This is a genomic window from Alteraurantiacibacter aestuarii (genome assembly GCF_039523595.1).
GTDB classification, from domain to species: Bacteria; Pseudomonadota; Alphaproteobacteria; order Sphingomonadales; family Sphingomonadaceae; genus Alteraurantiacibacter; species Alteraurantiacibacter aestuarii.
This window is the reverse complement of sequence record NZ_BAAAFP010000002.1, coordinates 1,023,534-1,048,879: the sequence shown is the minus strand read 5'-3', so window position 1 is coordinate 1,048,879 and position 25,346 is coordinate 1,023,534. Positions and strand designations below refer to the sequence as shown.

The following is a 25,346-nucleotide window of genomic DNA, read 5'->3' as shown; positions in this document are numbered from 1 at the left end:
CCTCATTCGTCATTCCGGCGAAGGCCGGAATCCATCCTTCTATCCTGCGCTGCTGGCCCAATGGGTCCCGGCCTTCGCCGGGATGACGAGAGTAAAATGACCCGCTTCCAGACCGCCTTCTCACCCACCCGCTCCGCGCTCGTCTGCTTTATCACGGCTGGCGACGGCGACACTGCGGCCAATCTTGACGCGCTGGTCGAAGGCGGCGCCGATGTGATCGAGCTGGGCATGCCGTTTACCGATCCGATGGCCGATGGTCCGGCAATCCAGGCGGCGAATCTTCGCTCGCTGGCGGCTGGCACCAAGACCAAAGACATTTTCGCCATCGCCACCGCATTTCGCGCGCGGCATCCGAATGTACCGCTCGTGCTGATGGGTTATGCCAATCCGATGGTACGGCGCGGGCCGGAATGGTTCGCGGTTGAGGCCGAGAAGGCGGGCGTGGACGGGGTGATCTGCGTCGACCTCGCGCCGGAGGAAGACCCCGATCTGGGGCCGAACCTGCGCGCGCATGGCATTTCGCCTATCCGCCTTGCCACCCCGACGACTGATGCCAGGCGGCTGCCCACCGTGCTCGATGGCTCGTCAGGGTTCCTCTATTACGTCTCCGTCGCCGGGATCACCGGCAAACAGCAGGCCGCGCTCGCTTCGATTGAGGAAAACGTGGCCCGCATCAAGCAATCGAGCGACCTGCCCATCGTGGTCGGCTTTGGCGTGCGCACACCCGAACAGGCCGAGCAGATCGCCCGCGTGGCAGACGGCGTCGTGGTCGGCTCTGCCTTCGTGGAAATCGTCGGCAAATACGGCAATGACGCACCCGAATACCTGCGCGAATATACGGCGAGCCTTGCCAAGGCAGTGCATAATGCGCGAGAGACAGCCGCATGAGCTGGATTTCCCGTGTACGCAATGCGCTGCCCTTTGGGTCCAAGCGCGAAACGCCTGACAATCTGTGGGTCAAATGCCCGCGTTGCCAGGAGATGTTGTTCGCCAAGGAATATGAGGCGAACCTGTCCGTCTGTCCGCGTTGCGAGCATCACGGGCGGATCGGCGCCGATGCACGTCTGGAGCAATTGCTGGACGCCGGGTTCGAACTTCTGCCCGCCCCGGTTGTGGCCGAAGACCCGCTGAAATTCCGCGATACCAAGCGCTATACGGACAGGCTGAAAGCCGCCCGCGCCGCCAATCCGCATCCCGATGCCTTCACCGCTGCCGTGGGCACGATTGAAGGCAACAAGGCCGTGGTGGGCGTGCAGGATTTCATGTTCATGGGCGGATCGATGGGTATGGCGGTGGGCAATGCCTTCTGCGCCGCAGCCCAGCGCGCTCTGGACGAAAAATGCGGCTATATCGCCGTTACCGCCGCTGGCGGGGCGCGCATGCAGGAGGGCATCTTGTCCCTGATGCAGATGCCGCGCGCCACGGTGATGACGCGCCGCCTGAAGGAAGCCGGCCTGCCCTATATCGTGGTACTGGCCGATCCCACCACCGGCGGCGTTACCGCATCCTATGCCATGCTGGGCGATGTCCAAATTGCCGAACCCGGCGCATTGATCGGCTTTGCCGGACAGCGGGTGATTCAGGAAACCATTCGCGAGAAACTTCCCGAAGGCTTCCAGCGCGCCGAATATCTGCACAAGCACGGCATGGTGGACATGGTGGTGAAGCGTGCCGACCTGCGCCCCACGCTGGCCCGCCTGCTCGATTATCTGAGCGGCGCCAAGGCCGCCTGATTCCAGGACACGCAGCAGCATGAAGGACTTCGCCTCTTCCGGGGACCCCGAGGTTCAGGCGCAGCTTGATCGCCTGTCCGCCCTGTCTTTGCCGCAGGGCCGCATCGGGCTGGAGGTGATCCACGAAATTCTGAACCGGCTGGGCAATCCGGAGCGTGACCTGCCGCCGGTGTTCCACGTTGCCGGGACCAATGGCAAAGGCTCCACCTGCGCCTTTTTGCGCGCCATGCTGGAGGCGCAAGGGCTGACAGTCCATGTCGCCACCAAGCCGCATCTGGTGCGCTATAACGAGCGGATTCGCGTTGCCGGTTCGCTGATCTCCGATGATCTTCTGGCACAGTTGCTCAAGGAAGTTCTCGATATTTCCGAGGACCTTGGCCCCAGCTTCTTTGAAGTGACCACAGCGGCCACACTGCTCGCCTTCGCGCGCATTCCGGCCGATGCCTGCGTGATCGAGGTTGGCCTTGGCGGCCGGTTCGATGCCACCAATGTGATGGTCAGGCCCGCCGCATGCGGCATCTCGTCTCTCGGCGTCGATCATCACCAGTTCCTGCTGAACGAAGACCCGAGCGCCCCTTCTCCCGGCAATCCCGAAGTGCGCATCGCCTTCGAGAAAGTGGGCATTGTCCGCGCCGGATCACCGATGGTGACGCAGAATTACCGCGCCGACATGGAAGCCATGATCGCCCAGCGCTGCACGCAAGAAGGTGCGCCGCTGTTCATGCGCGGCAAGGCGTGGTTTGCCGATGTGAGCGCGGACGGCATTGCCTATCGTGACGCGCAAGGCGAACTGTCCCTGCCCCTGCCGCAAATGCCCGGCAGCCATCAGGGCGATAATGCCGCGCTGGCCGTGGCCATGCTACGCCATCAGGACGCGGTGACGGTTTCAACCGAGGCGATGGCGAGCGGAATCCGTTCCACCGTGTGGCCCGCGCGATTGCAGCTTCTGGCCGATGGCCCGCTGACGCAGCTTCTGCCCGGTGCGACTTTCCTGCTGGACGGCGGTCACAATCCCAATGCCGCGCTGGCAATGGCGAAATATCTCGAAACGCAGGCGCAAAAGCCGGTGCATGCGATCATCGGCATGCTCAGCGCCAAGGATGCGCGCACCACGCTGACGACCATCGCGCCGCATCTGGCCAGCCTGACCGCCATTCCCATCGACGGCAGCGAATATCATCCGCTGGAGGATCTGGCAGCAATCGCCCGCGATGCCGGCGTGGCCGAAACCACCACCGCACCCAGCCTGGAAGACGCAGTCCGCGCCCTCGCCCCGCATGCGCAGGACGGCGGCACGATACTGATCGCGGGATCGCTCTATCTGGCGGGGCAGGTGCTCAAGGCCAACGGCGAAGTGCCAAACTGATCAGCTCCGGACTGATCAGCTAGGGATCGGCCCGCGCGTCGCCCTCACCCACTTCACCCGCCGTGCCCATTGCGGCATCGACCAGCCCCGTCCGCATCATCCACCAGAACAGCACGATGCCCGGCAGCGCTGCGACGGTGGTGAGGACGTAGAAATTGAAATAGCCGATCCCCTCTATCAGCGCGCCCGCCGTGGTGCCGGTGAGAAAACGCCCGACCACGCTCGCGCCCGCTGAAATCAGCGCATATTGCGCGGCGGTGAAGCGCAGGTCGCACAGTGCAGAGAAGTATGCGACGACCACTACGCCGCCATAACCGCTGGCGAAATTCTCGAACCCGATGGCGCCCGCCATGCCCAGATTGCTCTTCCCCGAAGCGGCGAGGAAGGCGAAGCTGAGGTTGGAAACTGCCATCAGCACCAGCGAGATCAGCACCGATTTCTTCAGGCCAAGGCGGGCATAGATGATGCCGCCCACAAACACGCCGATGATCAGCGCCCAGAAGCCCACGCCCACATCGTACAGTGCGATTTCGTCATTGGTGTAGCCCATGTCATCGAACAGCAGGCGGAAGGTGAGGTTGGCCAGCGTGTCCCCGATCTTGTGAACAAGGATGAACAGCAACACCATCATGGCTCCGCTGCGCTGGAAGAATTCGGCGAATGGCCCGGAAACGGACTTCCACATCTCGGCCAGACCCTTGCGGGCTATTTCCACCTTGCGGCGCGGCGGTTCGCCCAGGATCAGCGCCGTCAGCATCGCTGGCAGCGCAAACACCGCGCAGGCAATATAGGCAATGGACCAGCCATATCGCGCCGCCATCACCAGCGCCAGGGCAGCCGCAGCGCCTGCACCGATACGCCAGCCATACTGGCTCATCCCCGAACCCGTGCCCAGCTGGTAGGGCTTGAGCGTCTCGATCCGGTAGGCATCGATAACAATATCGAAAGTCGCGCCCGCAATGCCGACCATCACCGCGCTGGTGGCGGTCCACACAATGTCTGCGCCGGGATCCGCCAGCGCCAGATTGACGACGGCGGCGATGACGAAACAGCCAGCGACCAGCATCCACGAAACGCGCTGCCCCAGCCTGCCAAGCACCGGAATGCGCACGCCATCGACGACCCAGGCCCACAGGAATTTCAGATTATAGACCAGAAATGCCAGGCTGAAGGCGGTGACCGTGCTCTTTTCGATGCCGTCCTGCGCCAGCCTTGTGGTCAGCGTGGCGGCGATCATGGCGAAGGGAAAGCCGGATGAGACACCCAGGAAAAAGGCCGCCAGCGACTCCTTTTCGAAATAGGGAGCCACCGATTGCCAGATACTGCGCCGGCCCCCTGCGGTGTGTGCTTCAGCCATCCAATGTCCCTCGTCCCAAATAATGGTCAACCGGAAGTCTATGAACCAATACCTATTGGGGTCCAATGCCGGTCAGTGGTAGAAGGGAGTTGTTAGAGGATAGCTGAAGGCGAGCCAACGGAGTCTCGCAATGTTGAACAAAATGATCTGTGCATTGGTCAGTCATTCGATCAACCGCAACCGGGTGTGGCATGATGGCCTTGATTTCCGGACCAAATGTGCGCGATGCGGCAGGCCGCTTGTGCGTACGGAACATGGCTGGCGACAATTCAGTGATCAGGAAGATGAGGATTCGCGGCGTCAGCCGCATCCGGAACACTGATTCGCCGAGCAGCCCAATGGCAACGCCAGTCTGTGCCTGCCTCTCGCAGGTGCTGATGATTGTTGCGCCCGAGGCTCCCAGCCCCTAGCTGCGGGGCATGTCACCACCCGACCATAAGAACAGCGACGATCTCCCCCCGCGCAGCGGCGACCGGATCGCCAAATTGCTCGCCCGCGCAGGCATTGCCAGCCGCCGAGAGGTGGAGCGGATGATTGAGGCGGGCCGCATCAAGATCAATGGCGAGGTGCTGACCACGCCCGCCACCGTGCTGACCAGCCTTGCCGGTGTGACCGTGGATGACCAGCCGGTGGGCAAGGCAGAGCGCACGCGCCTGTTCCGCTTTCACAAGCCGCCCGGCCTGCTGACTGCGGAGCGCGATTTTTCCGGTCGCCCGACGATCTATTCCGCGCTGCGCAATTGCCTGCCCGCCGATGCCCCGCGGCTGATGCCGGTGGGACGGCTCGATCTCAATACCGAAGGCCTGTTGATGCTGACCAATGACGGGGAGCTGAAGCGGGCGATGGAATTGCCGTCCAGCCAGATAGAACGGACTTACCGCGCGCGCACCTTTGGCGATATCAGCCAGGCGCAGCTGGAGGAACTGATCCACGGCATCACCATCGAAGGCGTGCGCTATGGCAAGATCGACGCCAATCTGGAGCGGCGGACAGGCCGCAACCAGTGGGTCGAGATGACGCTGACCGAAGGCAAGAACCGCGAAGTGCGCCGTGTGCTGGAGCATCTGGGCCTCAAGGTCTCACGCCTGATCCGCACCGCCTATGGACCCTTCCAGCTGGGCGATCTGCCGCGCGGGCGTGCCGATGAAGTCATGAAGCATGAGCTGCAACCGTTCGAAAGCTCGCTGAAAAAGGGCGGCCATCTGTGAGGATCATCGCTGGCGAATGGAAGAGGCGGCCCGTGCGCACGCCTGCCGGTGACGTCACCCGCCCTACCGCAGACCGCGTGCGCGAAACGCTGTTTTCCATGCTCGCCAGCCGTCTTGGCTCTTTCGAGGAGCTGAAAGTAGCCGACCTGTTCGCCGGGTCGGGCGCGCTGGGGCTGGAGGCGCTTTCCCGGGGCGCAGCGCATTGCCTGTTCGTGGAACAGGATGCCGCCGCCATCCGCTCTCTGAGAGAAAATATCGCCGCCTTTCGCGCGCAGCCGCGCTGTGACGTGCGCGCCGCATCGGTGATGACACTGGGCAAAGCTCCGGCTCCGCTCGACCTGATCATGCTCGATCCGCCCTATGGCACGGGCGCGGGACAGGTCGCGCTAGACAAACTGGGCCGCCTTGGCTGGATTGGCCCTGCCACGTGGATATCGCTGGAAACAGAGCGCGATGAGGAGCTGAAACTGCGCGGCCTCTCGCTCGAGGCCGAGCGAAAGGTGGGCAAGGCCAAATTGTCGCTGCTGCGGCTGGATGAAAGCGAAGACTGACTGCGGCAGCCTTGCGCGCCGCGTTCATGTTCCCTAACTGTTCACAAGTGAACACCGCCCCTCTTCCGACCTCCGGCCTCACCGCCGGACAGGTTCCAGAATGGCTGGCGCGGCTTAACGATCCGCAGCGCGAAGCCGTGCTGACGACGGAGGGGCCGGTGCTGATGCTGGCAGGTGCAGGCACGGGCAAGACCGCCGCGCTGACGCACCGCATGGCGCATCTGATCCGCGAGCGGATGGCATGGCCCAGTGAAATCCTGTGCGTCACCTTCACCAACAAGGCCGCGCGCGAAATGCGCCACCGCGTGGGCCAGCTGATCGGCGATGCGGTGGAAGGCATGCCGTTCCTTGGCACCTTCCATTCAATCTGCGCCAAGATGCTGCGCCGCCATGCCGAACTGGCGGGGCTGCAAAGCAATTACACCATCATCGATACGGACGATCAGCTGCGCCTGATCAAGCAGCTGATCCGCGATCAGGATCTGGATGAAAAGCGCTGGCCGCCCAAGCAGCTGGCGGGCCTGATCGACGGGTGGAAGAACCGCGGGCTCAACCCCGGTGAGCTGGAGCCTATCGACAATGAGGCCTATGCCAATGGCAAGGGCCAGCAGATGTATGCGCTGTACCAGGCACGGCTCAAAGCGCTCAACGCCTGCGATTTTGGCGATCTGCTGCTGCACATGCTCAACATATTTCGCCAGCATCGCGATATTCTGGAGCAGTACCAGACGCGCTTCAAATATGTGCTGGTGGACGAATATCAGGATACCAACGCGGTCCAGTACCTGTGGCTGCGGCTGATCGCCCAGAATCGCAAGAACATCTGCGTGGTGGGTGACGATGACCAGTCGATCTATTCCTGGCGCGGCGCGGAAGTGGCCAACATCCTGCGGTTTGAAAAGGATTTTCCCGGCGCGAAAGTGATCCGGCTGGAGCAGAATTATCGCTCCACTCCGCAGATCCTGGCAGCTGCATCGGGGCTGATTGCGGCCAATTCGCAGCGCCTCGGCAAGACGCTGTGGACACAGATCAATGCTGGCGAAAAAGTCCGCGTGATCGGCGTGTGGGACGCACCAGAAGAAGCGCGCCGCGTGGGCGAGGAGATCGAACGGCTGGAAAGCGAAGGTGCCGACCTTGAACAGGTGGCAATCCTGGTGCGAGCGCAATATCAGACGCGCGAGTTTGAGGACCGCTTCATCCAGATCGGCCTCAATTACCGCATCATCGGCGGCTTCCGCTTCTATGAACGCGCCGAAATCCGCGATGCCCTCGCCTATCTGCGGGTGATCGCGCAACCGGCGGACGATCTGGCTTTCGAGCGGATCTATAACCAGCCCAAGCGCGGCCTGGGGGCAAAGGCGCTGGAGAAGATGTACCAGCACGCCCGCCGCCGCCAGATGCCGCTGGCCGCCGCCGCGCTGGAACTGGCCGACAGCGATGAACTGGCCGCCCGCGCGCGGCGGACGATTGCCGATCTGATGGGGGATTTCCTGCGCTGGCGCGAACTGTCCGAACAGGTCACCCCGTCGGAATTGCTGCGCACGGTGCTGGAGGAGAGCGGCTATGACGATATGCTCAAGGCCGATCGCTCGGCAGAGAGCGCAGGTCGCTCCGAAAACCTGACCGAACTGGCGCGCGCGATGGAGGAGTATGAAACGCTCGGCGATTTCCTCGAACATGTGTCGCTGGTGATGGACAATGAAGCCGCCAGCGATGGCGAGAAGATCACCATCATGACCATGCACGGCGCCAAGGGGCTGGAATTCAACCACGTGTTCCTGCCCGGCTGGGAAGAAGGCGTGTTCCCCAGCCAGCGCTCGCTCGACGAAGGCGGGCTGGCATCGCTGGAGGAAGAGCGCCGCCTGGCCTATGTCGCCATCACCCGCGCACGGCGGCGCTGCACCATATTGCATGCCGCCAACCGGCGCATTTACGGCCAGTGGACCAGCTCCATCCCCAGCCGCTTCGTGGAAGAACTGCCCGAGGATACGGTGGAGGTGGAAACCACGCTGACCGGCGGCGCCAGCATGTGGCGCGCCAACTGGAGCGAGAGCGAAGACCCCTTCGCCCACGTCTCCACCAGCCGCCCCGAGCGCTCGCAGCAGCGCGGCCCGGGCTGGCAAAGGGCGCTCGCTACAGGATATGACAACAAGCCAAAGCGCCTGGCCGAACCCGGCCGCAGCGCCGCCAGCTTCGCCGCCAAGCCGCGCAGCGATGTCGCCATCGGCGCGCGCGTGTTCCACGACAAGTTCGGCTATGGCACGGTCATGGGCCAGGACGGCAACAAGCTGGAAATCGAGTTCGAGAAATCGGGCACCAAGCGCGTGATCGACAGCTTTGTGCAGACCGCCGATTGAGCCGCTGATCGCACCGGGTTGCGGCGCCGTTGCAGCCCGGTTGCGGACACAATATCTTCGGCTTGCCGGATTTCCAGTTCAGGTGTATTACTCACCCAATACACCTGAAAGGACTCTGTTTCATGATTGCCAGGCTTTGTGCGTTGCTGCTCGCGATGGGAACCATGACCGCAAGCCACGCAACCGCTACCGCGCAAGATCAGACGGCCCCGGAACCTCAGGTGATGTTGCTTGGGACCTACCACCTCGCCAGCAGTAATCGCGACCTCATCAACCTGCCTGTCGAGGACGTTCTCGTCCCAGAGCGACAACAGGAAATTGAGCGTCTGGTTGACGGGCTTGCACGGTGGCAGCCCACGCGCGTGGCCATCGAATGGGAGCGTTCCGATCAGGCAGGTCTGGACCGGCGCTATGCAGATTATCTGGCGGGCGACCTGGATGTTAGCGCGAATGAACGCGATCAGATCGCCTTTCGTCTCGCCAGAAAGCTAGGCTTCACAAAGATTTATGCGCTCGACTGGAACGGACAGGCTCCGGGCGATCCAGCGGAATATGATTTCATCGATTGGGCCGAACGCAACGGCCAGAGCGACCGGTTCGATGCATTTGTCACCAATGGGCAGGCGCAAGCCGACCAGACTGCATCAGCCATGAGCGCACAGACGGTTGGCGAATGGTATTATGATCTGAACGGACCGGCAGCGCGCCTGCGGCAACATGAACCGTATTTCGAGATGGCCGCCATTGGCTCCAACGATGACAATCCCGGCGCTGCCTGGGTGGGCACGTGGTACGCACGCAACTTGCGTATCTTCAACAATCTGCGTGAAACGCTGGGGCCAGGCGAGCGGGTCTTCGTGCTCTACGGCGCCGGACATGTTTACCTGCTTGAGCAGTTCCTGCGCGAAAGCGGCGCGGCGGCCTCTGTCGATCCGCGCCCGTATATTCAACGCCAGTAATCGGCACGGCGACGGTCGGCATCCCGCCGACAGCCCACCGCCCCATCGCGGCGGCTCCATGTGACCCTTGGCTCCCTCACACGCAGGCGCGTGTGCCGGGGGCCAGCGTCACGTTTCGCTAGCGGGTCCGAATCAATCGAAGCCGAAGTTCAGAAAGCTGGGCTTGGGGCCGTTCCATTCGCCTGCATCGCCCTTTTCGCCTTCGTCGGCGGACTTGCGAGGCTTGCGGGCGGGCTTTTCAGCGCGGGGCTTTTCCTCACGCGGAGCAGCTTCGCGGGGAGCAGCCTCACGGGGCTTGTCTTCCCGAGCGCGTTCCGGGCGGGCCTGCCTTGCGCGCGGCTCATCCTGAGCGGCTTCTTCCTCGCGCGGGGCAGCTTCAGCCCTGGGTTCGTCCGCCTTCTTGCGGCGCGAACGCCTGGGCTTCTCGTCCCGCTCGCTATCACGGCCAGAATCGCGAGCTGAGTCACGGCCAGAATCGCGACCTGAGTCCTTCGCGGCCTTGGCCTTGGCTTCGATCTCGGCTTCCTTGACGCCTTCCTGGCGGCCTTCGTCGCGCTGGGGCGAGGTTGCGCTCCAGTCGAACGGAGGCACCTTGATGCCGGTCAGCTTCTCGACATTGGCCAGCGCCTCGGCGTCTTCCGGGGTAACCAGAGTGATCGCGCGGCCCTTGGCCCCGGCACGGCCGGTGCGGCCGATGCGGTGGACGTAATCGTCCGGGTGCCATGGCGTATCGTAATTGAACACGTGGCTCACGCCCTTGATGTCCAGTCCGCGTGCGGCAACGTCTGATGCGACGAGGATGTTGACTTCGCCCGACTTGAACAGGTCAAGCTCGGCAATGCGGCTGGACTGGTCCATGTCACCATGAATCTCGCCGCTGCGGAAACCAGCCTTGCGCAGTTCCTTGTTCAGCTCACGCACGGTCGTCTTGCGGTTGGCGAAGATGATCGCGGTGGAGACATTGTCCACTTCCAGCAGATACTTCAGCGCCTGCTTCTTCTTGCGCGGGCTGATTTCCACCTTGAACTGGGCGATATTGACGTTGGCCGTGGCTGCGCGGGCAACCTCGATCGACTTGGGATTGGTCAGGAACCTGTCCGCCAGCTTCTTGATCGGCGGCGGCATGGTGGCACTGAACAGCAGCGTCTGGCGCTGGGCGGGAAGTTTTTCGCAGATGAATTCGATATCGGGGATGAAGCCCATGTCGAGCATGCGGTCAGCTTCATCGATCACCAGCAGGTCGCAGCCGGTCAGCAGGATCTTGCCGCGTTCGAACAGGTCCATCAGGCGGCCCGGCGTGGCGATCAGCACGTCAACGCCCTCGTCCAGTTCCTTCAGCTGCGTGCCCATCTGCACACCACCGATAAGCAGCGCCATGTTGAGGTTGTGGTTCTTGCCGTATTTCTCGAAATTCTCGGCAACCTGCATCGCCAGTTCGCGCGTCGGCTCCAGAATCAGGCTGCGCGGCATGCGCGCACGGCGCCGGCCATTGGCGAGAATGTCGATCATCGGCAGCACGAAGCTGGCGGTCTTGCCCGTACCCGTTTGCGCGATGGCAATCAGGTCGCGCATCATCTGCACCTGCGGGATTGCTTCCGCCTGGATCGGGGTCGGCTCGGTATAACCGGCGTCTTCCACGGCTTTGAGCAATTCGTCGGAAAGGCCGAGATCGGCAAACTTCATATGTATCGCAATGTCCGGATCAATGGCCTGCCACTGGGGTCGCAGGCGAATGGAGGTGGGCAAACGGCCCAACCTTAACTGCTGCGCCCTATGCAGCAACAGGGGAAAAAGTCAAGAAATGCGGCCTGACGCGGCAGGCGCAGCACGCTTTAATCGCCAGCAGCGACAATCCGTGTCAATCCGGCAACTTCGCAGGAGGCCCCGGCGCGCGATTGCAGGCGGTCACGGCCGATGCACAGGCGGCCATCGTCGCTGCGCTCGACATAGAAACCGGAATAGAAGGCGCGCGCGGTGCAGCTGTCCTCCAGCGCTGCCGCCAGCACGTGCCGGTTGCGCATGAACAGCAGCAGGCGGTTGTCCTGCGTGGCGGTTACTCCGGCAATATCGTCAATCTCGACGCAGTCATCATGCGCCACTTCCTCGAACGCGTCTTGCGAGGCGCGGCGCGGCAAGGTTGCCAGCATCCTCTCGCGCGTATCGGGCGTGCTGGGAGAGATGCGGATGATCACCCGCTGGCGAATGCGCATCTGTTCAAGATCGTCGGTATGGCGGGCATTCTGCAACACCCGCAGCGGCGGAGTGGCGATGCCCTGCAGGCCCAGTTCAGGCCGCTGGCGTTCTGGCTGCGCGCTCAGATTCACCTCTGCCGATTGCGCGCGCAGAGGTGCCTCTGCGGCCAGGGCAGGCAGCAGCAGGACCGGTGCGACGAGAAGAAAGGCGAGACGTTTGTTCAAGCTTTTGCTCTGGTGCAGGCGCTTGATGCGGCCTGCTTTCCCGTCCCCAATACCAGCTGACATTGAATAGTGGCTTAACCTGCAGTTTGCCCTTTGCAAGCTTGTGGCTGCGCTGGCATGAGCGGCGCCATGAGCAAGAGACCCGAATTTTGCGATGCCGCGCGCCAGTTGCTGGGCGAGCGCGGCTTCACGCAGGACCCCGAACTGGTCGATCCGTGGCTGACGGACTGGCGCGGACGCTACACCGGCCGCGCGCTGGGCATGGCCTCGCCCGCCACCACGCAGGAAGTTTCCGCACTGGTGAAACTGTGCGCGGCGCATGGCGTGCCGCTGGTCCCGCAAGGGGGCAACAGCGGCATGTCCGGCGGTGCCACGCCCGATGACAGCGGCGATGCGCTGGTAATTTCACTGCGGCGGATGAACCGCATCACCAGGCTGGACGAGGATGCCCGCGAGGTCACCTGCGAGGCGGGCGTGATCCTGCAAACGCTGCATGAGGCGGCAGAGGCTGTGGGCCTGCGCTTCCCGCTGACTTTGGGCGGAAAGGGCTCTGCCACCATCGGCGGGCTGATTTCCACCAATGCCGGGGGCACGCAGGTGCTGCGCCACGGCTCCATGCGCGCGCAGGTGCTGGGCATAGAGGCGGTGATGGCGGACGGGTCGGTGTTCGATTCGCTGGTTCCGCTGAAGAAGGACAATCGCGGATTCGACCTCAAGCAATTACTGATCGGTTCCGAAGGCACTCTGGGCGTGATCACCGGCGCCACTTTGCGGCTGCTGCCTGCACTGGCTGACCGCGCCGTGCTGTGGGCGGGGCTTGATGACATTCGCGCTGCCCGGCGGCTGCTGGTGCACACGCAAAAACAGGCGGGCGATGCGCTGGAAGGGTTCGAAGTGATGCCGCGCCACAGCCTGGACGCCGTGCTGGCGCACAAGCCCGGAGCGCGCGCTCCGCTGCAGCAGGCGCATGAATGGCACGCGCTGATTGAACTCGCCGCCGATGCCTCTGACGTCGATACGCTGCATGACCGGGCGCAGGCGCTGCTGGAAAGCGCGTTCGAGGCCGGGCTGGTCGAGGATGCGACCATCGCCATGAATGAGACGCAAGCGGAGGAATTCTGGACCTTGCGCGATGAAATTGCCCCAGCAGAGCGTGCGCTTGGCCCGGCGATGCAACACGATATCTCCGTCCCAGTGGCGCAGATGGCCGAATTCGTGGCGGAAACCGTGCCGCAGGTCGAGGCGCACTTTCCCGGCGTGCGCGCGGTTGCCTTTGGCCATCTGGGCGATGGCAATGTGCATTACCATGTGCTGGCGCCCGCCGGCGCGGTTCCGGGAGAATGGGAAGCCAGCCAGGGCAAGGACATCAGCGCCTATGTGCATGACCTGGTGACCCGCTGGGGCGGATCGATCAGCGCCGAACATGGCATCGGGCAATTGAAGCGCGATGAGCTGGGCAGGCTGGGTGATCCGGTGCAGCTGGCGATCATGCGGCAGGTGAAACAGGCGCTCGATCCCCGCGGCCTGCTCAATCCGGGCAAGCTCGTGCCGCTTGCACGAGAGGCGCACAGCCACTAAAGCCCGCGCGCATCAAACTGGTGTATCGCTGCGGGAGGGGCTCGCTACCGATTGCGCCAGACAGGAAAATCCAGATTCGGAGAGAATGAAATGGCCACCGCGCCGAAGCAAGGTTTGCCCGTCCTTTACAAGGACCTCGTCCCGCTCAACAGCGCAGATCATGGTAGCTGGAAGTCCATCAGCGTGGACAAGGCCCCGTGGGTCGCCAAGCAGCATGCCATTCCGCTGACGGTGGAGGAATTCCCGCAGGCACAGCGCGATTTCCCGATCGTGTTTTCCGCTGGTGACAATCCCGTGCCGCTGGCGCTGATGGGCCTGAATGACGGCGTGAACGTGTTTTTCGATGACGACGGCTCGCCGCTCGACACCTCCGCCTATATGCCGGCCTATATCCGCCGCTATCCGTTCCTGCTGGCAAAGCTGGACCGCGATACCACCAATCTTTCGCTGTGCTTCGATCCGACCAGCGGCCTGCTGGGCGAATTCGAAGAAGGTCGCCCGATGTTCGAGGCGGACAAGCAGCCTACGCAGCACACCACCGAACTGTTGCAGTTCTGCGAGAAGTTCGAGGAAGCGGGTGCCAAGACCCAGCTGTTCATGGAAGAAATCCAGAAGGCCGGCCTGCTGATGGACGGCGAAGTTGCCATCAACCGCAATGACAACCCCGGCCAGCCGTACATCTATCGCGGCTTCCAGATGATCAATCAGGAAAAGCTGCGTGAATTGCGCGGTGACCAGCTGCGCAAGTGGAACGAAAACGGCCTGCTGCCGCTGATCCACGCCCATCTGTTCTCACTCGACCTGATGCGCTTCATTTTTTCCAAGCAGTCTGCACAGGGCAAGGGTCCCTCGCTCCCCGCCGGGACCGCTGCCGCCGCCAATTGAGGCCAGCGCGCCTGACAGGTGAAAAAATCTGGAAGGGGTCGGCATGTCCGGCCCCTTCTGCACTTGAAAGGCCCTGAACCGCACTTATTTTGGAGAAGTCCCGTGGGCTGCCCTCATGGCCCGCCGGATAAGTGCACTTTGGTGTACTTCCTCCCAGAACCTTGGCCACCTCGTACCTTTGTGTACGGGGTGGCTTTTTCATGTGGGCATTGGGGTGCCTATTCGGCCGCCTGCGCCAGATTGCCCGATCCGGCGAGCAGGTCCTCCGCCAGTCGCCTGACCAGGCCCGACAGGACATTGACCACGTTGCCCAGCCCGTCTCCCGCCTCACGCAAGGCCGGCTCCAGATAGGTGGTTCGGCAGATCTCCACCTGCATTGCATGCAAGCCGCGCGCCGGAGAAGCGTGGCGATCGAGCACATAGCCGCCGGCATAGGGGCGGTTATGCGCCGCGCGCCGCCCGCAGCTGGCGAAATGGTTGAAGGCCGCAAGGCTGAGGTGAGCGCTGCAGGCAGAGCCATAGCGATCGCCGATCACGAAATCGGGTGATGGGTCCTGGCCAGACTTGGGGCCAAGCGGCGGCATGGAATGCAGATCGATCAGCAGCGCCGATCCCCAGCGATCGCGCAGGCTTTCCAGCATGTGCGCCAGCGTGGAATGATAGGGGCGATGAACCAGGTCCAGCCGCGCGGCCAGGTCTTGCGAGCTCATCCGTCCCTTCCACAATTCGCCCATGCCCGGCAGGCGGCGCGGCACCAGCCCCAGCCCGCTGCGTGCGCGCCGCCCGGCGGCAAAGCGGGTCAGGCCCGGTGGCGGATCGCCTGCCACCATGTCCCAGTCCATGTCCTCCGGCGCGCGGTTGAGATCGATCATCGCGCGCGGAGCATGGGCCACCAGCAGAGCGGCCCCGGTCTCTCGCGCCACGTCGCGCGCCACCAGATCGGCCAGGCGATCCTCCAGCCGCACGCAGGCATCATCGGGAAAGCGCATGCGGGCGAGCAGGGCTTCTGGATAGGTTCGCCCGGCATGGGGCACGGCAATCAGCACCGGAATAGGCGAAGGCCTGCGCGCAAGCATCTCGAATGCGGGCTTGCCCTCATCCCCCGGCAAGTGACCGCCGTGGCTGCCACCCGAATCGCGCGCCTGTGCTGCCTCATCGACCATCCATGCTTGCTGGCCTCGATTATCCACGAAGTCAAAATTCCTGTTTCAAAGCTGGGCACATCCAAATCGGCACGGGAAGTTAACGGCTTTGTGGTTTAGGCCGCGACCTGCACCAAAAGAGGGGACCGCAACATGATCCGTATCCTGCTGGCCGAAGACGATCAGGCTATGCGCACATATCTGGCGCGCGCGCTTGAAAATGCAGGATTCTCGGTGGTTCCCGTTAGCAGTGGCATCGAGGCCCTGCCCTATATGCAGACCGAGATTTTCGACCTGCTGCTGTCCGACATCGTGATGCCGGAAATGGACGGGATCGAACTGGCCCAGCGCTGCAACGAGATCAGCCCCTCCACCAAGGTGATGTTCATCACCGGCTTTGCCGCCGTGACGCTGCGCGCCAGCCGCGAAGCACCCCATGCCAAGATGCTGTCAAAGCCCTTCCACCTGAAAGACCTGGTGCTGGAAGTGGAGCGCATTTTCGAGGATGCCATCCCCGTCCGGATGTAAGGCCTTGCAAGGCAGCCGGGGCGGCGCTAGATGGCCCGCCTGCCGCAACCATACGGCGTGAAGAATGGCTCGGGCGTATAGCTCAGTGGTAGAGCACTATGTTGACATCGTAGGGGTCGCAAGTTCAATCCTTGCTACGCCCACCATTCTTGAACACTGAATACGGGACCCGTCGCAATTGCGGCGGGTTTTTCGTATCGGCCCCGGATCGTCTTCCGATCATCTGGCCCCGCGATGCCCCCGCTTTGGCCCACCATAGTCAAAGAGCCATCTTCCTATTGCGGGGGGCAGTCCCTATCTTGCCCGAATGCAAACATTGCGGCCCGTCCCGCGCATCAACGCGATTGCGACCGCCCTGCCCGACGGTGAGATAGACAGCCACTATCGCAACTGGGCGCAGGCCCAGCTGCGGCAGGACAAGCAGAGGCGTGTATTTGCGCGCATGTCCGCCCGCGGCGGCATAGACCGGCGCTTCAGCGTGCTGGGCGCTGGCCAGTCGCACTTCGATGCCGGCAGCTTTTACGGCGGCGATCAGGCCCCCGGCACGGCGCAGCGCATGGCGATCTATGCCAGCGAGGCGCCCCGTCTGGCGCTGTCTGCCATCGCCCGCCTGCCCGATATTGCCGGTGTCACCCATATCGTGGTGGCCAGTTGCACCGGCTTTCTTGCGCCGGGGCTGGACCAGATCATTGCCCGCCAGCTGGGCCTCTCCGCCGATGTGGAGCGAATCTCCATCGGCTTCATGGGCTGCTATGCCGGAATCACCGCGCTGCGCACCGCCGCCCATATTGCCCGGTCGGACCCCGATGCCCGGGTGCTGACGCTGGCGGTGGAGCTGTGCACGCTGCATTTACAGGAAACCGAAGATCTGGAAGCCTTGCTGGCCATGGGGCAATTTGCCGATGGTGCGGCGGCTGCCATCATCTCCACCAGCGGAGCGGGCCTGGCCATGGGCGAAGGGATTTCCGCCGCGCTGGAGGAAAGCAGCGACCTGATCACCTGGACCATTGGCGATACCGGCTTTGCCATGCATCTTTCGGGCGCAGTGCCGGGCCGTTTCGGCGCCGCGCTGGAGGATAGCGACCTGGTTTCCCGGCTGGGCAATGGCACCCCGCTCGACCGGATAGACGCGTGGGCAGTCCATCCCGGCGGCAGATCGGTGCTGGATGCGGTGGAACGCGGCCTGAGCCTGCCCGAAGACCGCCTGCAAGTGTCCCGCACCATACTGCGCGAATGCGGCAACATGTCCTCTGCCACCGTGCTGTTCGTGCTCGAACAGATACTCAAACAGCGGCCCGAGACCGGGCTTGCGCTGGCATTCGGGCCGGGACTTGCGCTGGAAGGTTTCCGCTTCGGCTGGACCGGCGATGCTGGATAAACGCCGCCTGTGCGATGAACTGATGGATGACCCCGCGCTGGATGCGACCATTTATGGCGCGGTGCTGCGCGATCTGTCTCAGGTCAACCGCCTGACGCTGGCATACCGCCCCACGCTGAACTTCCTGCAACGCGCCATTGGCGACAGGCAGAGCTTCACCCTGCTCGATGTCGGTTTTGGCTGCGGTGATACGCTGCGCGTCATTGCCCGCTGGGCGAAGAAACGCGGGATATCGGCGCATCTGGTGGGCATTGACCTCAATTCCCGCAGCGCAGGCGTGGCCCGCGAGGCCACACCCGCCGATTACCCAATCGAATATCGCACCGGCGATTATGCCGATCTGGCGGGCGAGAATTTCGATATCGTCATCTCCAACCTCGTCGCCCATCACATGACGCAGCAGCAATTGCTGGAATTCCTGCGCTTCATGGAGAGTGAGGCGCGCGCGGGATGGTTCATCAACGATCTGCATCGCCATACGCTGAGCTATGTCGGCTATCCGTGGCTGGCCCGGATCATGCGCTGGCATCCCATCGTGCGCAGCGATGGCCAGACTTCGATTGCCCGCTCCTTCCGCCCCGATGACTGGCAGCGCCTGCTTGGCGATGCCGGCATCACTGCGGCACGAATCGAGCGCTTCTTCCCCTTCCGGCTATGCGTTTCGCGGACCCGCTGATCATCGGCGCAGGGCCTGCGGGATGTGCCGCAGCCATCGTGCTGGCGCAGGGCGGCGGCGTGCCAACTTTGCTGGACCGTGACCGGCAGGTGGGTGATCCGCTGTGCGGCGGGTTCCTGAGCTGGAAGACGGCGCAGCAATTGCGCGCACTGGGGGTCGACCCAGACCAGATCGGCGCGCATGGCGTGCACCAATTGCGGTTGTTTACCGGGCAGCGAGAGGCGCGCATCGCCCTGCCCGCGCCTGCCTATGGCCTGTCACGCCATGCGCTGGACACCGCCATGCGCCAGCGAGCGCAGGATCTGGGCGCGGTGCTGGTTCATGACACCATCCGCCACATCGAAGGCACGATTGCCACCGGGCAGGACAGGACGTGGCAGGCGGAGACTATCTTTCTCGCAAGCGGCAAGCACGATGTGCGCGGCCATTCACGCCCGCGTCAGGCGCGCGATCCGGCCATTGGCCTGCGCCTGCGCCTGCCTTCCACTCCGCAACAGAGCCTGCTGCTGGCCGGAGCGATCGAGCTGCACCTGTTCGATGCAGGCTATGCCGGGATCATCATGCAGGAGGATGGCAGCGCCAACATCTGCCTGGCGGTGCGCAAATCCATGCTGGCACGCGCCGGTGGCGATCCGGCCAGACTGCTGGAGATGCTGGCCGGGCAATCGGCGCATTTTGCCGCGCGTCTGTCTGGCGATTGGCAATCGGGCCGAATCGATAGCATTGGCGCTGTGCCCTATGGCTGGATCGCGCGCACCACGTCCCCCGGCCTCTACCGGCTGGGAGACCAGGCCGCAGTGATCCCCTCGCTTGCCGGAGAAGGCATATCCATCGCGCTTGCCAGCGGTCTTGCCGCCGCCAGCCACTGGATGGCCCACGGTCCGCAGGGGGCGGCGCAATTTCAGGCCCGGTTCGCCAGTCAGGCGGCAGCCCCGGTGGCGATGGCCCGCATTGCCCGCAGACTGGCGGAAACGGGCACGGGGCATGATATTGCCATGGCGCTGGCCCGTGTTGCACCGCGCCTTGTCACGCTTTTGATGCATCAGACGCGGATCAGTGTTTCGCCTGCCCTTGCGTGAGCCGCTTTGACTGCTAAGACCCGCCCCAAATTCCCTTCAGAATCCAGACAACACAGGAAGCCCCGATGGCAAAAATTCAGGTCATAAACCCGATTGTGGAAATCGATGGCGATGAGATGACGAGAATCATCTGGCAGTGGATCCGCGAACGGCTGATCCTGCCCTACCTCGATGTTGACCTGAAGTATTACGATCTCTCGGTCGAAAAGCGCGATGAGACCGATGACCAGATCACCATCGATTCGGCCAATGCCATCAAGAAGTATGGCGTGGGCGTGAAGTGCGCCACCATCACTCCTGACGAAGCGCGCGTTGAGGAGTTTGACCTCAAGCAGATGTGGCGCAGCCCCAACGGCACGATCCGCAACATTCTGGGCGGAACGATTTTCCGTGAGCCGATCGTGATTTCCAACGTGCCCCGCCTGGTGCCCGGCTGGACCGATCCCATCGTGGTTGGCCGCCATGCCTTTGGCGATCAGTACCGCGCCACCGACACGCTGATTCCCGGTGCGGGCAAGCTGCGGCTGGTTTTCGAAGGTGCCGACGGCAAGAAGATCGACCTCGACGTGTACGAGTTCGAAGCCCCCGGCGTGGCCATGGCGATGTACAATCTGGACGAATCCATCCGCGATTTCGCCCGTGCCAGCTTCAATTACGGGCTCGACCGTGGCTGGCCGGTGTATCTTTCCACCAAGAACACCATCCTCAAGCGCTATGATGGCCGCTTCAAGGACCTGTTCCAGGAAGTGTTCGACACCGAAGGCTTCGATGCCAAGTTCAAGGAAGCCGGAATCTTCTACGAACACCGCCTGATCGACGACATGGTTGCCGCCGCCCTCAAGTGGAGCGGAAAGTTCGTCTGGGCCTGCAAGAACTACGATGGAGACGTGCAGTCCGATATCGTGGCGCAGGGCTTCGGCTCGCTGGGCCTGATGACGTCCGTGCTGATGACGCCAGACGGCAAGACCGTGGAAGCCGAAGCCGCGCATGGCACGGTTACCCGCCATTACCGCCAGCATCAGCAGGGCAAGGCCACTTCGACCAATCCCATCGCCAGCATCTTCGCGTGGACGCGCGGCCTGATGTATCGCGGCCGTTTCGACAACACGCCCGATGTGGTGGCCTTTGCCGAAACGCTGGAGCGGGTCTGCATCAAATGCGTGGAAGAAGGCAAGATGACCAAGGATCTGGCGCTGCTGATCGGCCCCGACCAGGCATGGATGACCACCGAGCAGTTCTTCGAAGCCATTGTCGATGGTCTGGAAGCGGAAATGGCTGCGCAGGGCCTGGGTTGAGGTTCTGGGTTGAAGTTCTGGGCTGATCAGGTTCTGGACTTTCCAGAGCTTGTCAAAAACTGCCCGCGTACCGTCTGTTCCCGGTTGCATCGCCTGTGCGATGGCCTGACTCTCGTCCAATGATCAATCAGGAGCATATATGAGCAAGGCCCGTCTCGAAATCCGCCAGGCAGCACCGTCTGACATTGCCGCCATCGGCGCGCTGGTGCGCCGGGTGTATGACGAGTTCGCGCCCTATCCGCGGCGCAAGCTGGTGGGTCAGCTCAACAATTATCCCGAGGGCTGCTTTGTGGCCATTCTGGATGGCACGGTGGTCGGCTATTGCGCCACCATGCGGATCGGCGGCGAAAAGGCGCTCAAGCCGCACAGCTGGAGCGAGATTACCGGCGATGGATACGGCAGCCGCCACGATCCCACCGGCAACTGGCTGTACGGCTATGAGATGTGCGTCGATCCCAAGGTGCGCGGCACGCGCATCGGGCGTCGCCTGTATGAAGAGCGCCGCAAGCTGGCGGAACGGCTGGAACTGAAAGGCATCGTGTTTGGCGGACGCATGCCCAATCTCAAGAAGAACTGGCGCCGGGTCAAGGGCTTCCAGGACTATGTCGATCAGGTGGTGGCCGGCAAGTTGCACGATCCGGTGATCCGCTTCCAGCTGGCCAACGGGTTTGAGCCTATCGGCATTCTGGAAGACTATCTGCCAGATGACGTGCAGAGCCGCGCCGCATCTGTCCACATGGTCTGGCGCAATCCGTTCGTGGATCAGGAAGACGATGCCCGCCACAAGGTTCCGCGCGGCGTGGAAGGTGTGCGCATTGCCACCTGCCAGATGCAGGCGCGGGCGGTGAAGGATTACGAGGAATTCATCGGCCAGGTGCAATATTTCGTCGATGTTGCAAGTAATTACGAATCGGACTTCATACTTTTTCCCGAACTCTTCACGCTCATGTTGCTGAGCGCGGAGGAGGAAGAACTGTCTCCCATCGAAGCCATCGAATGCCTCAGCAATTACACGCCGCGCATTCGCCAGTCGCTTTCGGACATGGCGCTCAAGTTCAACATCAACATCATCGGCGGATCGCACCCCACACGCATGGCGGACGGCGACATTCACAATGTCGCCATGGTCTGCCTGCGCGATGGATCTGTGCATGAGCAGGAGAAGATCCACCCCACCCCGAACGAAGCCTATTGGTGGAACATCAAGGGCGGCGATTCGATCGACGTGATCCAGACCGATTGCGGCCCCATCGGCGTGCAGATCTGCTACGATTCAGAATTCCCCGAACTCACCCGCCGCCTGGTGGATGAAGGCGCGCGGATCATCTTCGTGCCGTTCTGCACCGATAGCCGTCAGGGTTATCTGCGCGTGCGCTATTGCTCGGCCGCAAGGGCAATCGAGAACCAATGTTTCGTGGTGCTCAGCGGCAATGTCGGCAATCTGCCCAATGTCGCCAACATGGACATTCAGTATGCGCAAAGCTGCATCCTGACGCCTTGCGACTTCCCCTTCGCGCGTGACGGCATTGCCGCCGAGGCGACCGAGAATGTCGAGACGCTGACCATCAGCGACGTGAACCTGGCTGACCTCAGCTGGGCGCGCGCCGAAGGCACCGTGCGCAATCTGGCAGATCGCCGGTTCGACCTTTACCGCATTGAATGGGCAGACAACGCATCGGGCAGCACAGAACCCGATGGCCCTCCCCCGGTCCGCCAGCATGGTCCCGGCGGCGGCTAGTCTGCCCCAAAGGCGTTGGGTGACTGCACGCTCTCGCGCCGCACGCCCAGCCCGATAATCCTGCCGGGAATACGCCGCAGCAGCGGAACCGCACCGAGCAGGCGCACCGGCCATGGCGCGCGCGTGATCGGTCTGCCGGAAAGCACCGCGCCGATGATCGTATCCTGCGCCGCCTTTTGCCCGCGCTGGATCACCCGCGTGGGAAACAGGCGCCGCTCCTGCACCAGATGCAGCATGTCATCGACATTGCGCCCCTGCGCCAAGGGCGTGGCCAGAATATTCGCGGCGGCGACAGCGTCCTGAATCGCCAGATTTATGCCGATCCCGCCAATCGGGCTCATCGCATGGGCGGCATCGCCAATCGCCAGCAGGCCGGGCCTGCACCATTCCTCCAGCCGGTCGAGCGACACGCGCAGCAGGAACAGATCGTCGAGGCTGGAAAGGCCACCCTGCCCACCGCTGCCCTGCCCGCCGCCGCCCTGCCCGCCGCCACCCTGCCCGCCAAGGTCCAGCTCCGGGAATGCCGCCTGCACTTGCGCCTTTATCCAGCCCACACCCTTTGCGCGCACCTCATCGGCGCTGCCCTTGGGAATGAGGAATGCCGCCTGCCAATAGGTGCGCCGGTCGATCAGCACGATCATCCGCCCGGTATCGATCGCGCCGCGTAGCGCCTCGCCATTGTGCGGGGCCTTGGGCAGGTGGAACCAGAACACGTCCATCGGCGCACCGATCTGGCAAAGCGGCAGCAGCTTGCGCTTGCGCACCAGTGACCCGCGGCCATCGCACATCAGAGTCAGCAGGCGCGGCCGCAGTTGCCGGCCATCTGCCATCGTGACCCCGGCGATCCGGCCATCCTCCTCGATGAAACCGGTCGCTTCGGCCTCCATTGCCAGCGTGAAGCCGGGATATTTCTCGGCCTCATCGCGCAGAAAATCGAGGAATTCCCACTGCGGCATCATGGCGATGAAGGGAGCCGCCACGTTCAGGTGCGAAAGATCGCCAATCGTATAATCGATCCCGGCAATGCGAATTTGCGCGCTGGCGACCTTTTCGTGCGGGCGCTGGAGGAATTTCTCCAGCAGACCCAGCTCATGCAGCGCCTCCATCGTCGAGGGATGGACAGTGTCGCCGCGAAAATCGCGCAGGAAATCACCGTGCTTTTCCAGCACCGTCACGCTGACCCCAGCCCGCGCCAGCAGCAGCGCGCACATCATTCCGGCCGGGCCGCCCCCAACAATTATGACATCTGGCGAATTGTGCGTTGCAGCGTTCATGTCCTATCTGACATAGTGAATTTGTAATGCACGGTGAAGCAATCTCTCCCATGATGTCCGATGCCCTGGTGATCCTGGGCGCGGCTGGTCTTGTCATCCCGCTTTTTGCCCGCTTCCGGATCACGCCGATCATCGGCTTCATCCTGGTTGGTCTGCTGGTGGGTCCGTTTGGGCTGGGCCGGCTGGTCTATCAGTTTGAATGGCTGAGCTATTTCACCATCACCGATCCGGTGCGGCTGGAGCCTTTTGCTGAATTCGGCATCATCCTGCTGCTGTTTTCCATCGGGCTGGAGCTGAGCTTCAACCGCTTGTGGGAGCTGAGGCGGCTGGTCTTCGGGCTTGGCGCGCTGGAATTGCTGATCATCGGTTCGCTGCTGGCGGCCTTCCTGTCCATGCTCGGCCAATACTGGACCGGCGCGCTGGGCCTTGGCCTTGCGCTCGCCTTCTCCTCCACCGCACTGGTCCTGCCCATGTCCGGAACCACGAACCCGGTCGGGCGCGCGGCGCTGTCCATGCTGCTGTTCGAAGACATCATGATCGTACCGATCATCTTCCTGCTCGGCGCGCTCGCCCCCTATGCGCAAAGCGACGGCATGACCGGCCTGTTCGATACGCTGTGGCAAGGCGCGCTGGTGGTGATCGCGATGATGGTTGTGGGCCGCTTTGCCCTGCCGCGCCTGTTCGCTCTGGCAGCGCGCGCGAAGAGCCCCGAACTGTTCCTGGCCGCCAGTATGCTGGTGGTGATCGGCGCCAGCCTGGCCACGGCTCTGGTGGGTCTTTCCCCCATCGTGGGCGCGCTGATCGCCGGACTGCTGATCGCGGAAACTGAGTACCACACCGAAGTCGAAGGCATCATGGAGCCGTTCAAGGGCCTGGCGCTGGGCGTCTTCCTGATCACCGTTGGCATGGGAATCGACCTGACAACGATCTGGGCCAATCTGTGGACCATCACGGCTGCCGTTGTCGGCGTGCTGACATTGAAGGCGCTGGTCACCGGCGTGTTGCTGCGGATGATGGGTGCGCGGCGCAGCACGGCGACGGAGACCGGCATTTTGATGGCCAGCCCGTCGGAGACCACGCTGATCGTGCTGGCCGCGGCCACGCAGGCGCTGCTGATCCAGCCCGGCACGGCGCAGTTCTGGCAGATCGTCACAGCAATCGGCCTCACCATCACTCCGTTGCTGGCCAAGCTCGGCAAGCACATGGCGCGCCGGGTGGAGCCCGCACCCGACATGACGCAAGCCATGGCCCAGGATGGCAGGCCGCGCGTCATCATCGTCGGCCTTGGCCGTGTGGGGCGGCTTGTGGCGCAGATGCTCGACAAGCATGACCAGCCCTATATCGGCATCGATTCCGATTCAGACCTGATCGAAAGCGCCCGTCGCGACGGCTATAACGCCATTTTCGGTAACGCGGCGCGCGGCGATATTCTCGACAAATTGGGAATGGCGGATTGCCCGGCGGTGATCCTGACCATGGACGAACATATCCTGGCGCAAAGTCTGGTGCGCAGATTGCGCACTGCCCACCCGGACCTGCCGATCATCGCCCGCGCGCGCGATTCCTATCACGCGGCGGAGCTTTATCGCAGCGGGGCAAGCACTGCCGTGCCCGAAACGCTGGAAAGCTCGCTGCAATTGTCAGAAGCGGTGCTGGTGGACCTGGGCGTACCGATGGGTCCGGTGATCGCCTCGATCCATGAAAAGCGTGACGAATTCCGCGAACGCATCCAGCTGGAAGGCGCGCTTGAGCACAAGCCCAAGCTGCGCACATCCACGGCGGAAACCTGAAGTCGAACGACCTGAAGTCAGGCGAGCTGAAGTCC

21 protein-coding genes and 1 tRNA gene are annotated in these 25,346 nt (G+C 63.0%); 17 read left to right on the top strand and 5 right to left on the bottom strand.

Features of this window, described 5'->3' with window-relative positions; genetic code table 11:
- The first annotated feature begins 96 nt into the window (after positions 1-96).
- From trpA to ABDZ98_RS08625, 3 genes are read left to right on the top strand one after another with little or no spacing between them, the layout of a single operon-like run.
- The gene (trpA, locus tag ABDZ98_RS08635; RefSeq protein WP_160589676.1) at positions 97-888 is read left to right on the top strand and encodes a tryptophan synthase subunit alpha; all 792 of its coding nucleotides are present in this window, start codon (positions 97-99) and stop codon (positions 886-888) included.
- On the top strand, positions 885-1,733 hold the full coding sequence (gene accD / locus ABDZ98_RS08630; RefSeq protein ID WP_160589677.1) for an acetyl-CoA carboxylase, carboxyltransferase subunit beta: 849 nt from the start codon (positions 885-887) through the stop codon (positions 1,731-1,733). Before trpA ends, accD begins: the two co-directional genes overlap by 4 nt.
- Before the next feature lie 19 nt (positions 1,734-1,752).
- On the top strand, positions 1,753-3,099 hold the full coding sequence (locus tag ABDZ98_RS08625) for a bifunctional folylpolyglutamate synthase/dihydrofolate synthase (protein ID WP_160589678.1): 1,347 nt from the start codon (positions 1,753-1,755) through the stop codon (positions 3,097-3,099).
- Between the two features lie 19 nt (positions 3,100-3,118).
- Here the strand turns inward: ABDZ98_RS08625 and ABDZ98_RS08620 are convergent, their stop codons facing one another.
- Complete coding sequence (locus ABDZ98_RS08620) at positions 3,119-4,456, bottom strand: AmpG family muropeptide MFS transporter (protein ID WP_160589679.1); 1,338 nt, start codon at positions 4,454-4,456, stop codon at positions 3,119-3,121.
- Positions 4,457-4,875: 419 nt separating this feature from the next.
- On the opposite strand from ABDZ98_RS08620, the gene ABDZ98_RS08615 reads away from it, so the two are divergent.
- The 4 genes from ABDZ98_RS08615 to ABDZ98_RS08600 all read left to right on the top strand — a co-directional run bounded on the left by ABDZ98_RS08615 (position 4,876) and on the right by ABDZ98_RS08600 (position 9,531).
- On the top strand, positions 4,876-5,664 hold the full coding sequence (locus tag ABDZ98_RS08615) for a pseudouridine synthase (RefSeq protein WP_160589680.1): 789 nt from the start codon (positions 4,876-4,878) through the stop codon (positions 5,662-5,664).
- The gene (rsmD, locus tag ABDZ98_RS08610; RefSeq protein WP_160589681.1) at positions 5,661-6,215 is read left to right on the top strand and encodes a 16S rRNA (guanine(966)-N(2))-methyltransferase RsmD; all 555 of its coding nucleotides are present in this window, start codon (positions 5,661-5,663) and stop codon (positions 6,213-6,215) included. The genes ABDZ98_RS08615 and rsmD overlap by 4 nt, the downstream gene beginning before the upstream one ends.
- Positions 6,216-6,262: 47 nt before the next feature.
- Positions 6,263-8,572, top strand: coding sequence for an ATP-dependent helicase (locus ABDZ98_RS08605; protein ID WP_337190141.1), 2,310 nt, complete (start codon positions 6,263-6,265; stop codon positions 8,570-8,572).
- A 62-nt stretch (positions 8,573-8,634) separates the two neighbouring features.
- On the top strand, positions 8,635-9,531 hold the full coding sequence (locus ABDZ98_RS08600; protein ID WP_343806564.1) for a DUF5694 domain-containing protein: 897 nt from the start codon (positions 8,635-8,637) through the stop codon (positions 9,529-9,531).
- A 132-nt stretch (positions 9,532-9,663) separates the two neighbouring features.
- Here ABDZ98_RS08600 and ABDZ98_RS08595 read toward each other — a convergent pair whose 3' ends face one another.
- Together ABDZ98_RS08595 and ABDZ98_RS08590 are read right to left on the bottom strand one after the other, a co-directional pair.
- A complete protein-coding gene (locus ABDZ98_RS08595) occupies positions 9,664-11,214 on the bottom strand; it encodes a DEAD/DEAH box helicase (RefSeq protein ID WP_160589684.1) in 1,551 nt (516 codons plus the stop codon).
- Between the two features lie 149 nt (positions 11,215-11,363).
- Positions 11,364-12,011 (bottom strand): hypothetical protein, encoded by a 648-nt coding sequence (locus ABDZ98_RS08590; protein ID WP_343806561.1) that lies wholly within the window; start codon positions 12,009-12,011, stop codon positions 11,364-11,366.
- A 66-nt stretch (positions 12,012-12,077) separates the two neighbouring features.
- Between ABDZ98_RS08590 and ABDZ98_RS08585 the strand changes: the two genes are divergently transcribed.
- Together ABDZ98_RS08585 and ABDZ98_RS08580 are read left to right on the top strand one after the other, a co-directional pair.
- Positions 12,078-13,526, top strand: a complete 1,449-nt coding sequence (locus tag ABDZ98_RS08585; protein ID WP_237437359.1) for an FAD-binding oxidoreductase — start codon at positions 12,078-12,080, stop codon at positions 13,524-13,526.
- A 90-nt stretch (positions 13,527-13,616) separates the two neighbouring features.
- On the top strand, positions 13,617-14,411 hold the full coding sequence (locus tag ABDZ98_RS08580) for a SapC family protein (protein WP_160589687.1): 795 nt from the start codon (positions 13,617-13,619) through the stop codon (positions 14,409-14,411).
- A 218-nt stretch (positions 14,412-14,629) separates the two neighbouring features.
- Here the strand turns inward: ABDZ98_RS08580 and ABDZ98_RS08575 are convergent, their stop codons facing one another.
- Entirely contained in the window at positions 14,630-15,574 is a 945-nt protein-coding gene (locus ABDZ98_RS08575; RefSeq protein WP_160589688.1) for an N-formylglutamate amidohydrolase, read from the bottom strand.
- A 132-nt stretch (positions 15,575-15,706) separates the two neighbouring features.
- On the opposite strand from ABDZ98_RS08575, the gene cpdR reads away from it, so the two are divergent.
- The 7 genes from cpdR to ABDZ98_RS08540 all read left to right on the top strand — a co-directional run bounded on the left by cpdR (position 15,707) and on the right by ABDZ98_RS08540 (position 22,247).
- Complete coding sequence (gene cpdR, locus ABDZ98_RS08570; protein WP_160589689.1) at positions 15,707-16,081, top strand: cell cycle two-component system response regulator CpdR; 375 nt, start codon at positions 15,707-15,709, stop codon at positions 16,079-16,081.
- Between the two features lie 71 nt (positions 16,082-16,152).
- Positions 16,153-16,227, top strand: a tRNA-Val gene (locus tag ABDZ98_RS08565).
- A gap of 161 nt (positions 16,228-16,388) precedes the next feature.
- Positions 16,389-17,459: a type III polyketide synthase gene (locus tag ABDZ98_RS08560; RefSeq protein WP_202385917.1), complete on the top strand. Its 1,071-nt coding sequence runs from the start codon at positions 16,389-16,391 to the stop codon at positions 17,457-17,459.
- Positions 17,449-18,135 (top strand): methyltransferase domain-containing protein, encoded by a 687-nt coding sequence (locus ABDZ98_RS08555; protein ID WP_160589690.1) that lies wholly within the window; start codon positions 17,449-17,451, stop codon positions 18,133-18,135. The genes ABDZ98_RS08560 and ABDZ98_RS08555 overlap by 11 nt, the downstream gene beginning before the upstream one ends.
- Positions 18,114-19,214, top strand: coding sequence for an NAD(P)/FAD-dependent oxidoreductase (locus ABDZ98_RS08550; protein WP_160589691.1), 1,101 nt, complete (start codon positions 18,114-18,116; stop codon positions 19,212-19,214). The genes ABDZ98_RS08555 and ABDZ98_RS08550 overlap by 22 nt, the downstream gene beginning before the upstream one ends.
- Positions 19,215-19,279: 65 nt before the next feature.
- Positions 19,280-20,509 (top strand): NADP-dependent isocitrate dehydrogenase, encoded by a 1,230-nt coding sequence (locus ABDZ98_RS08545; RefSeq protein WP_160589692.1) that lies wholly within the window; start codon positions 19,280-19,282, stop codon positions 20,507-20,509.
- Between the two features lie 139 nt (positions 20,510-20,648).
- Positions 20,649-22,247 (top strand): bifunctional GNAT family N-acetyltransferase/carbon-nitrogen hydrolase family protein, encoded by a 1,599-nt coding sequence (locus ABDZ98_RS08540; protein ID WP_160589693.1) that lies wholly within the window; start codon positions 20,649-20,651, stop codon positions 22,245-22,247.
- On the opposite strand, the gene ABDZ98_RS08535 is transcribed toward ABDZ98_RS08540, so the two are convergent.
- The gene (locus ABDZ98_RS08535; RefSeq protein WP_160589694.1) at positions 22,244-23,521 is read right to left on the bottom strand and encodes an FAD-dependent oxidoreductase; all 1,278 of its coding nucleotides are present in this window, start codon (positions 23,519-23,521) and stop codon (positions 22,244-22,246) included. The genes ABDZ98_RS08540 and ABDZ98_RS08535 overlap by 4 nt on opposite strands.
- A 26-nt stretch (positions 23,522-23,547) precedes the next feature.
- On the opposite strand from ABDZ98_RS08535, the gene ABDZ98_RS08530 reads away from it, so the two are divergent.
- Positions 23,548-25,311 (top strand): cation:proton antiporter domain-containing protein, encoded by a 1,764-nt coding sequence (locus ABDZ98_RS08530; RefSeq protein WP_160589695.1) that lies wholly within the window; start codon positions 23,548-23,550, stop codon positions 25,309-25,311.
- The last annotated feature ends 35 nt before the right edge of the window (positions 25,312-25,346 follow it).

Excerpts from the sequence above, each read along its gene's own strand:
- ABDZ98_RS08615 (WP_160589680.1), top strand. The coding sequence starts at position 4,876 with ATGTCACCACCCGACCATAAGAACAGCGACGATCTCCCCCCGCGCAGC.
- ABDZ98_RS08535 (WP_160589694.1), bottom strand. The coding sequence starts at position 23,521 with ATGAACGCTGCAACGCACAATTCGCCAGATGTCATAATTGTTGGGGGC.
- ABDZ98_RS08560 (WP_202385917.1), top strand. The coding sequence starts at position 16,389 with ATGCAAACATTGCGGCCCGTCCCGCGCATCAACGCGATTGCGACCGCC.
- trpA (WP_160589676.1), top strand. The coding sequence starts at position 97 with ATGACCCGCTTCCAGACCGCCTTCTCACCCACCCGCTCCGCGCTCGTC.
- ABDZ98_RS08625 (WP_160589678.1), top strand. The coding sequence starts at position 1,753 with ATGAAGGACTTCGCCTCTTCCGGGGACCCCGAGGTTCAGGCGCAGCTT.
- ABDZ98_RS08595 (WP_160589684.1), bottom strand. The coding sequence starts at position 11,214 with ATGAAGTTTGCCGATCTCGGCCTTTCCGACGAATTGCTCAAAGCCGTG.
- ABDZ98_RS08555 (WP_160589690.1), top strand. The coding sequence starts at position 17,449 with ATGCTGGATAAACGCCGCCTGTGCGATGAACTGATGGATGACCCCGCG.
- ABDZ98_RS08540 (WP_160589693.1), top strand. The coding sequence starts at position 20,649 with ATGAGCAAGGCCCGTCTCGAAATCCGCCAGGCAGCACCGTCTGACATT.
- ABDZ98_RS08545 (WP_160589692.1), top strand. The coding sequence starts at position 19,280 with ATGGCAAAAATTCAGGTCATAAACCCGATTGTGGAAATCGATGGCGAT.
- cpdR (WP_160589689.1), top strand. The coding sequence starts at position 15,707 with ATGATCCGTATCCTGCTGGCCGAAGACGATCAGGCTATGCGCACATAT.
- ABDZ98_RS08530 (WP_160589695.1), top strand. The coding sequence starts at position 23,548 with ATGCACGGTGAAGCAATCTCTCCCATGATGTCCGATGCCCTGGTGATC.
- ABDZ98_RS08575 (WP_160589688.1), bottom strand. The coding sequence starts at position 15,574 with ATGGTCGATGAGGCAGCACAGGCGCGCGATTCGGGTGGCAGCCACGGC.
- ABDZ98_RS08590 (WP_343806561.1), bottom strand. The coding sequence starts at position 12,011 with ATGTCAGCTGGTATTGGGGACGGGAAAGCAGGCCGCATCAAGCGCCTG.
- ABDZ98_RS08580 (WP_160589687.1), top strand. The coding sequence starts at position 13,617 with ATGGCCACCGCGCCGAAGCAAGGTTTGCCCGTCCTTTACAAGGACCTC.
- ABDZ98_RS08585 (WP_237437359.1), top strand. The coding sequence starts at position 12,078 with ATGAGCAAGAGACCCGAATTTTGCGATGCCGCGCGCCAGTTGCTGGGC.
- ABDZ98_RS08550 (WP_160589691.1), top strand. The coding sequence starts at position 18,114 with ATGCGTTTCGCGGACCCGCTGATCATCGGCGCAGGGCCTGCGGGATGT.
- accD (WP_160589677.1), top strand. The coding sequence starts at position 885 with ATGAGCTGGATTTCCCGTGTACGCAATGCGCTGCCCTTTGGGTCCAAG.
- ABDZ98_RS08620 (WP_160589679.1), bottom strand. The coding sequence starts at position 4,456 with ATGGCTGAAGCACACACCGCAGGGGGCCGGCGCAGTATCTGGCAATCG.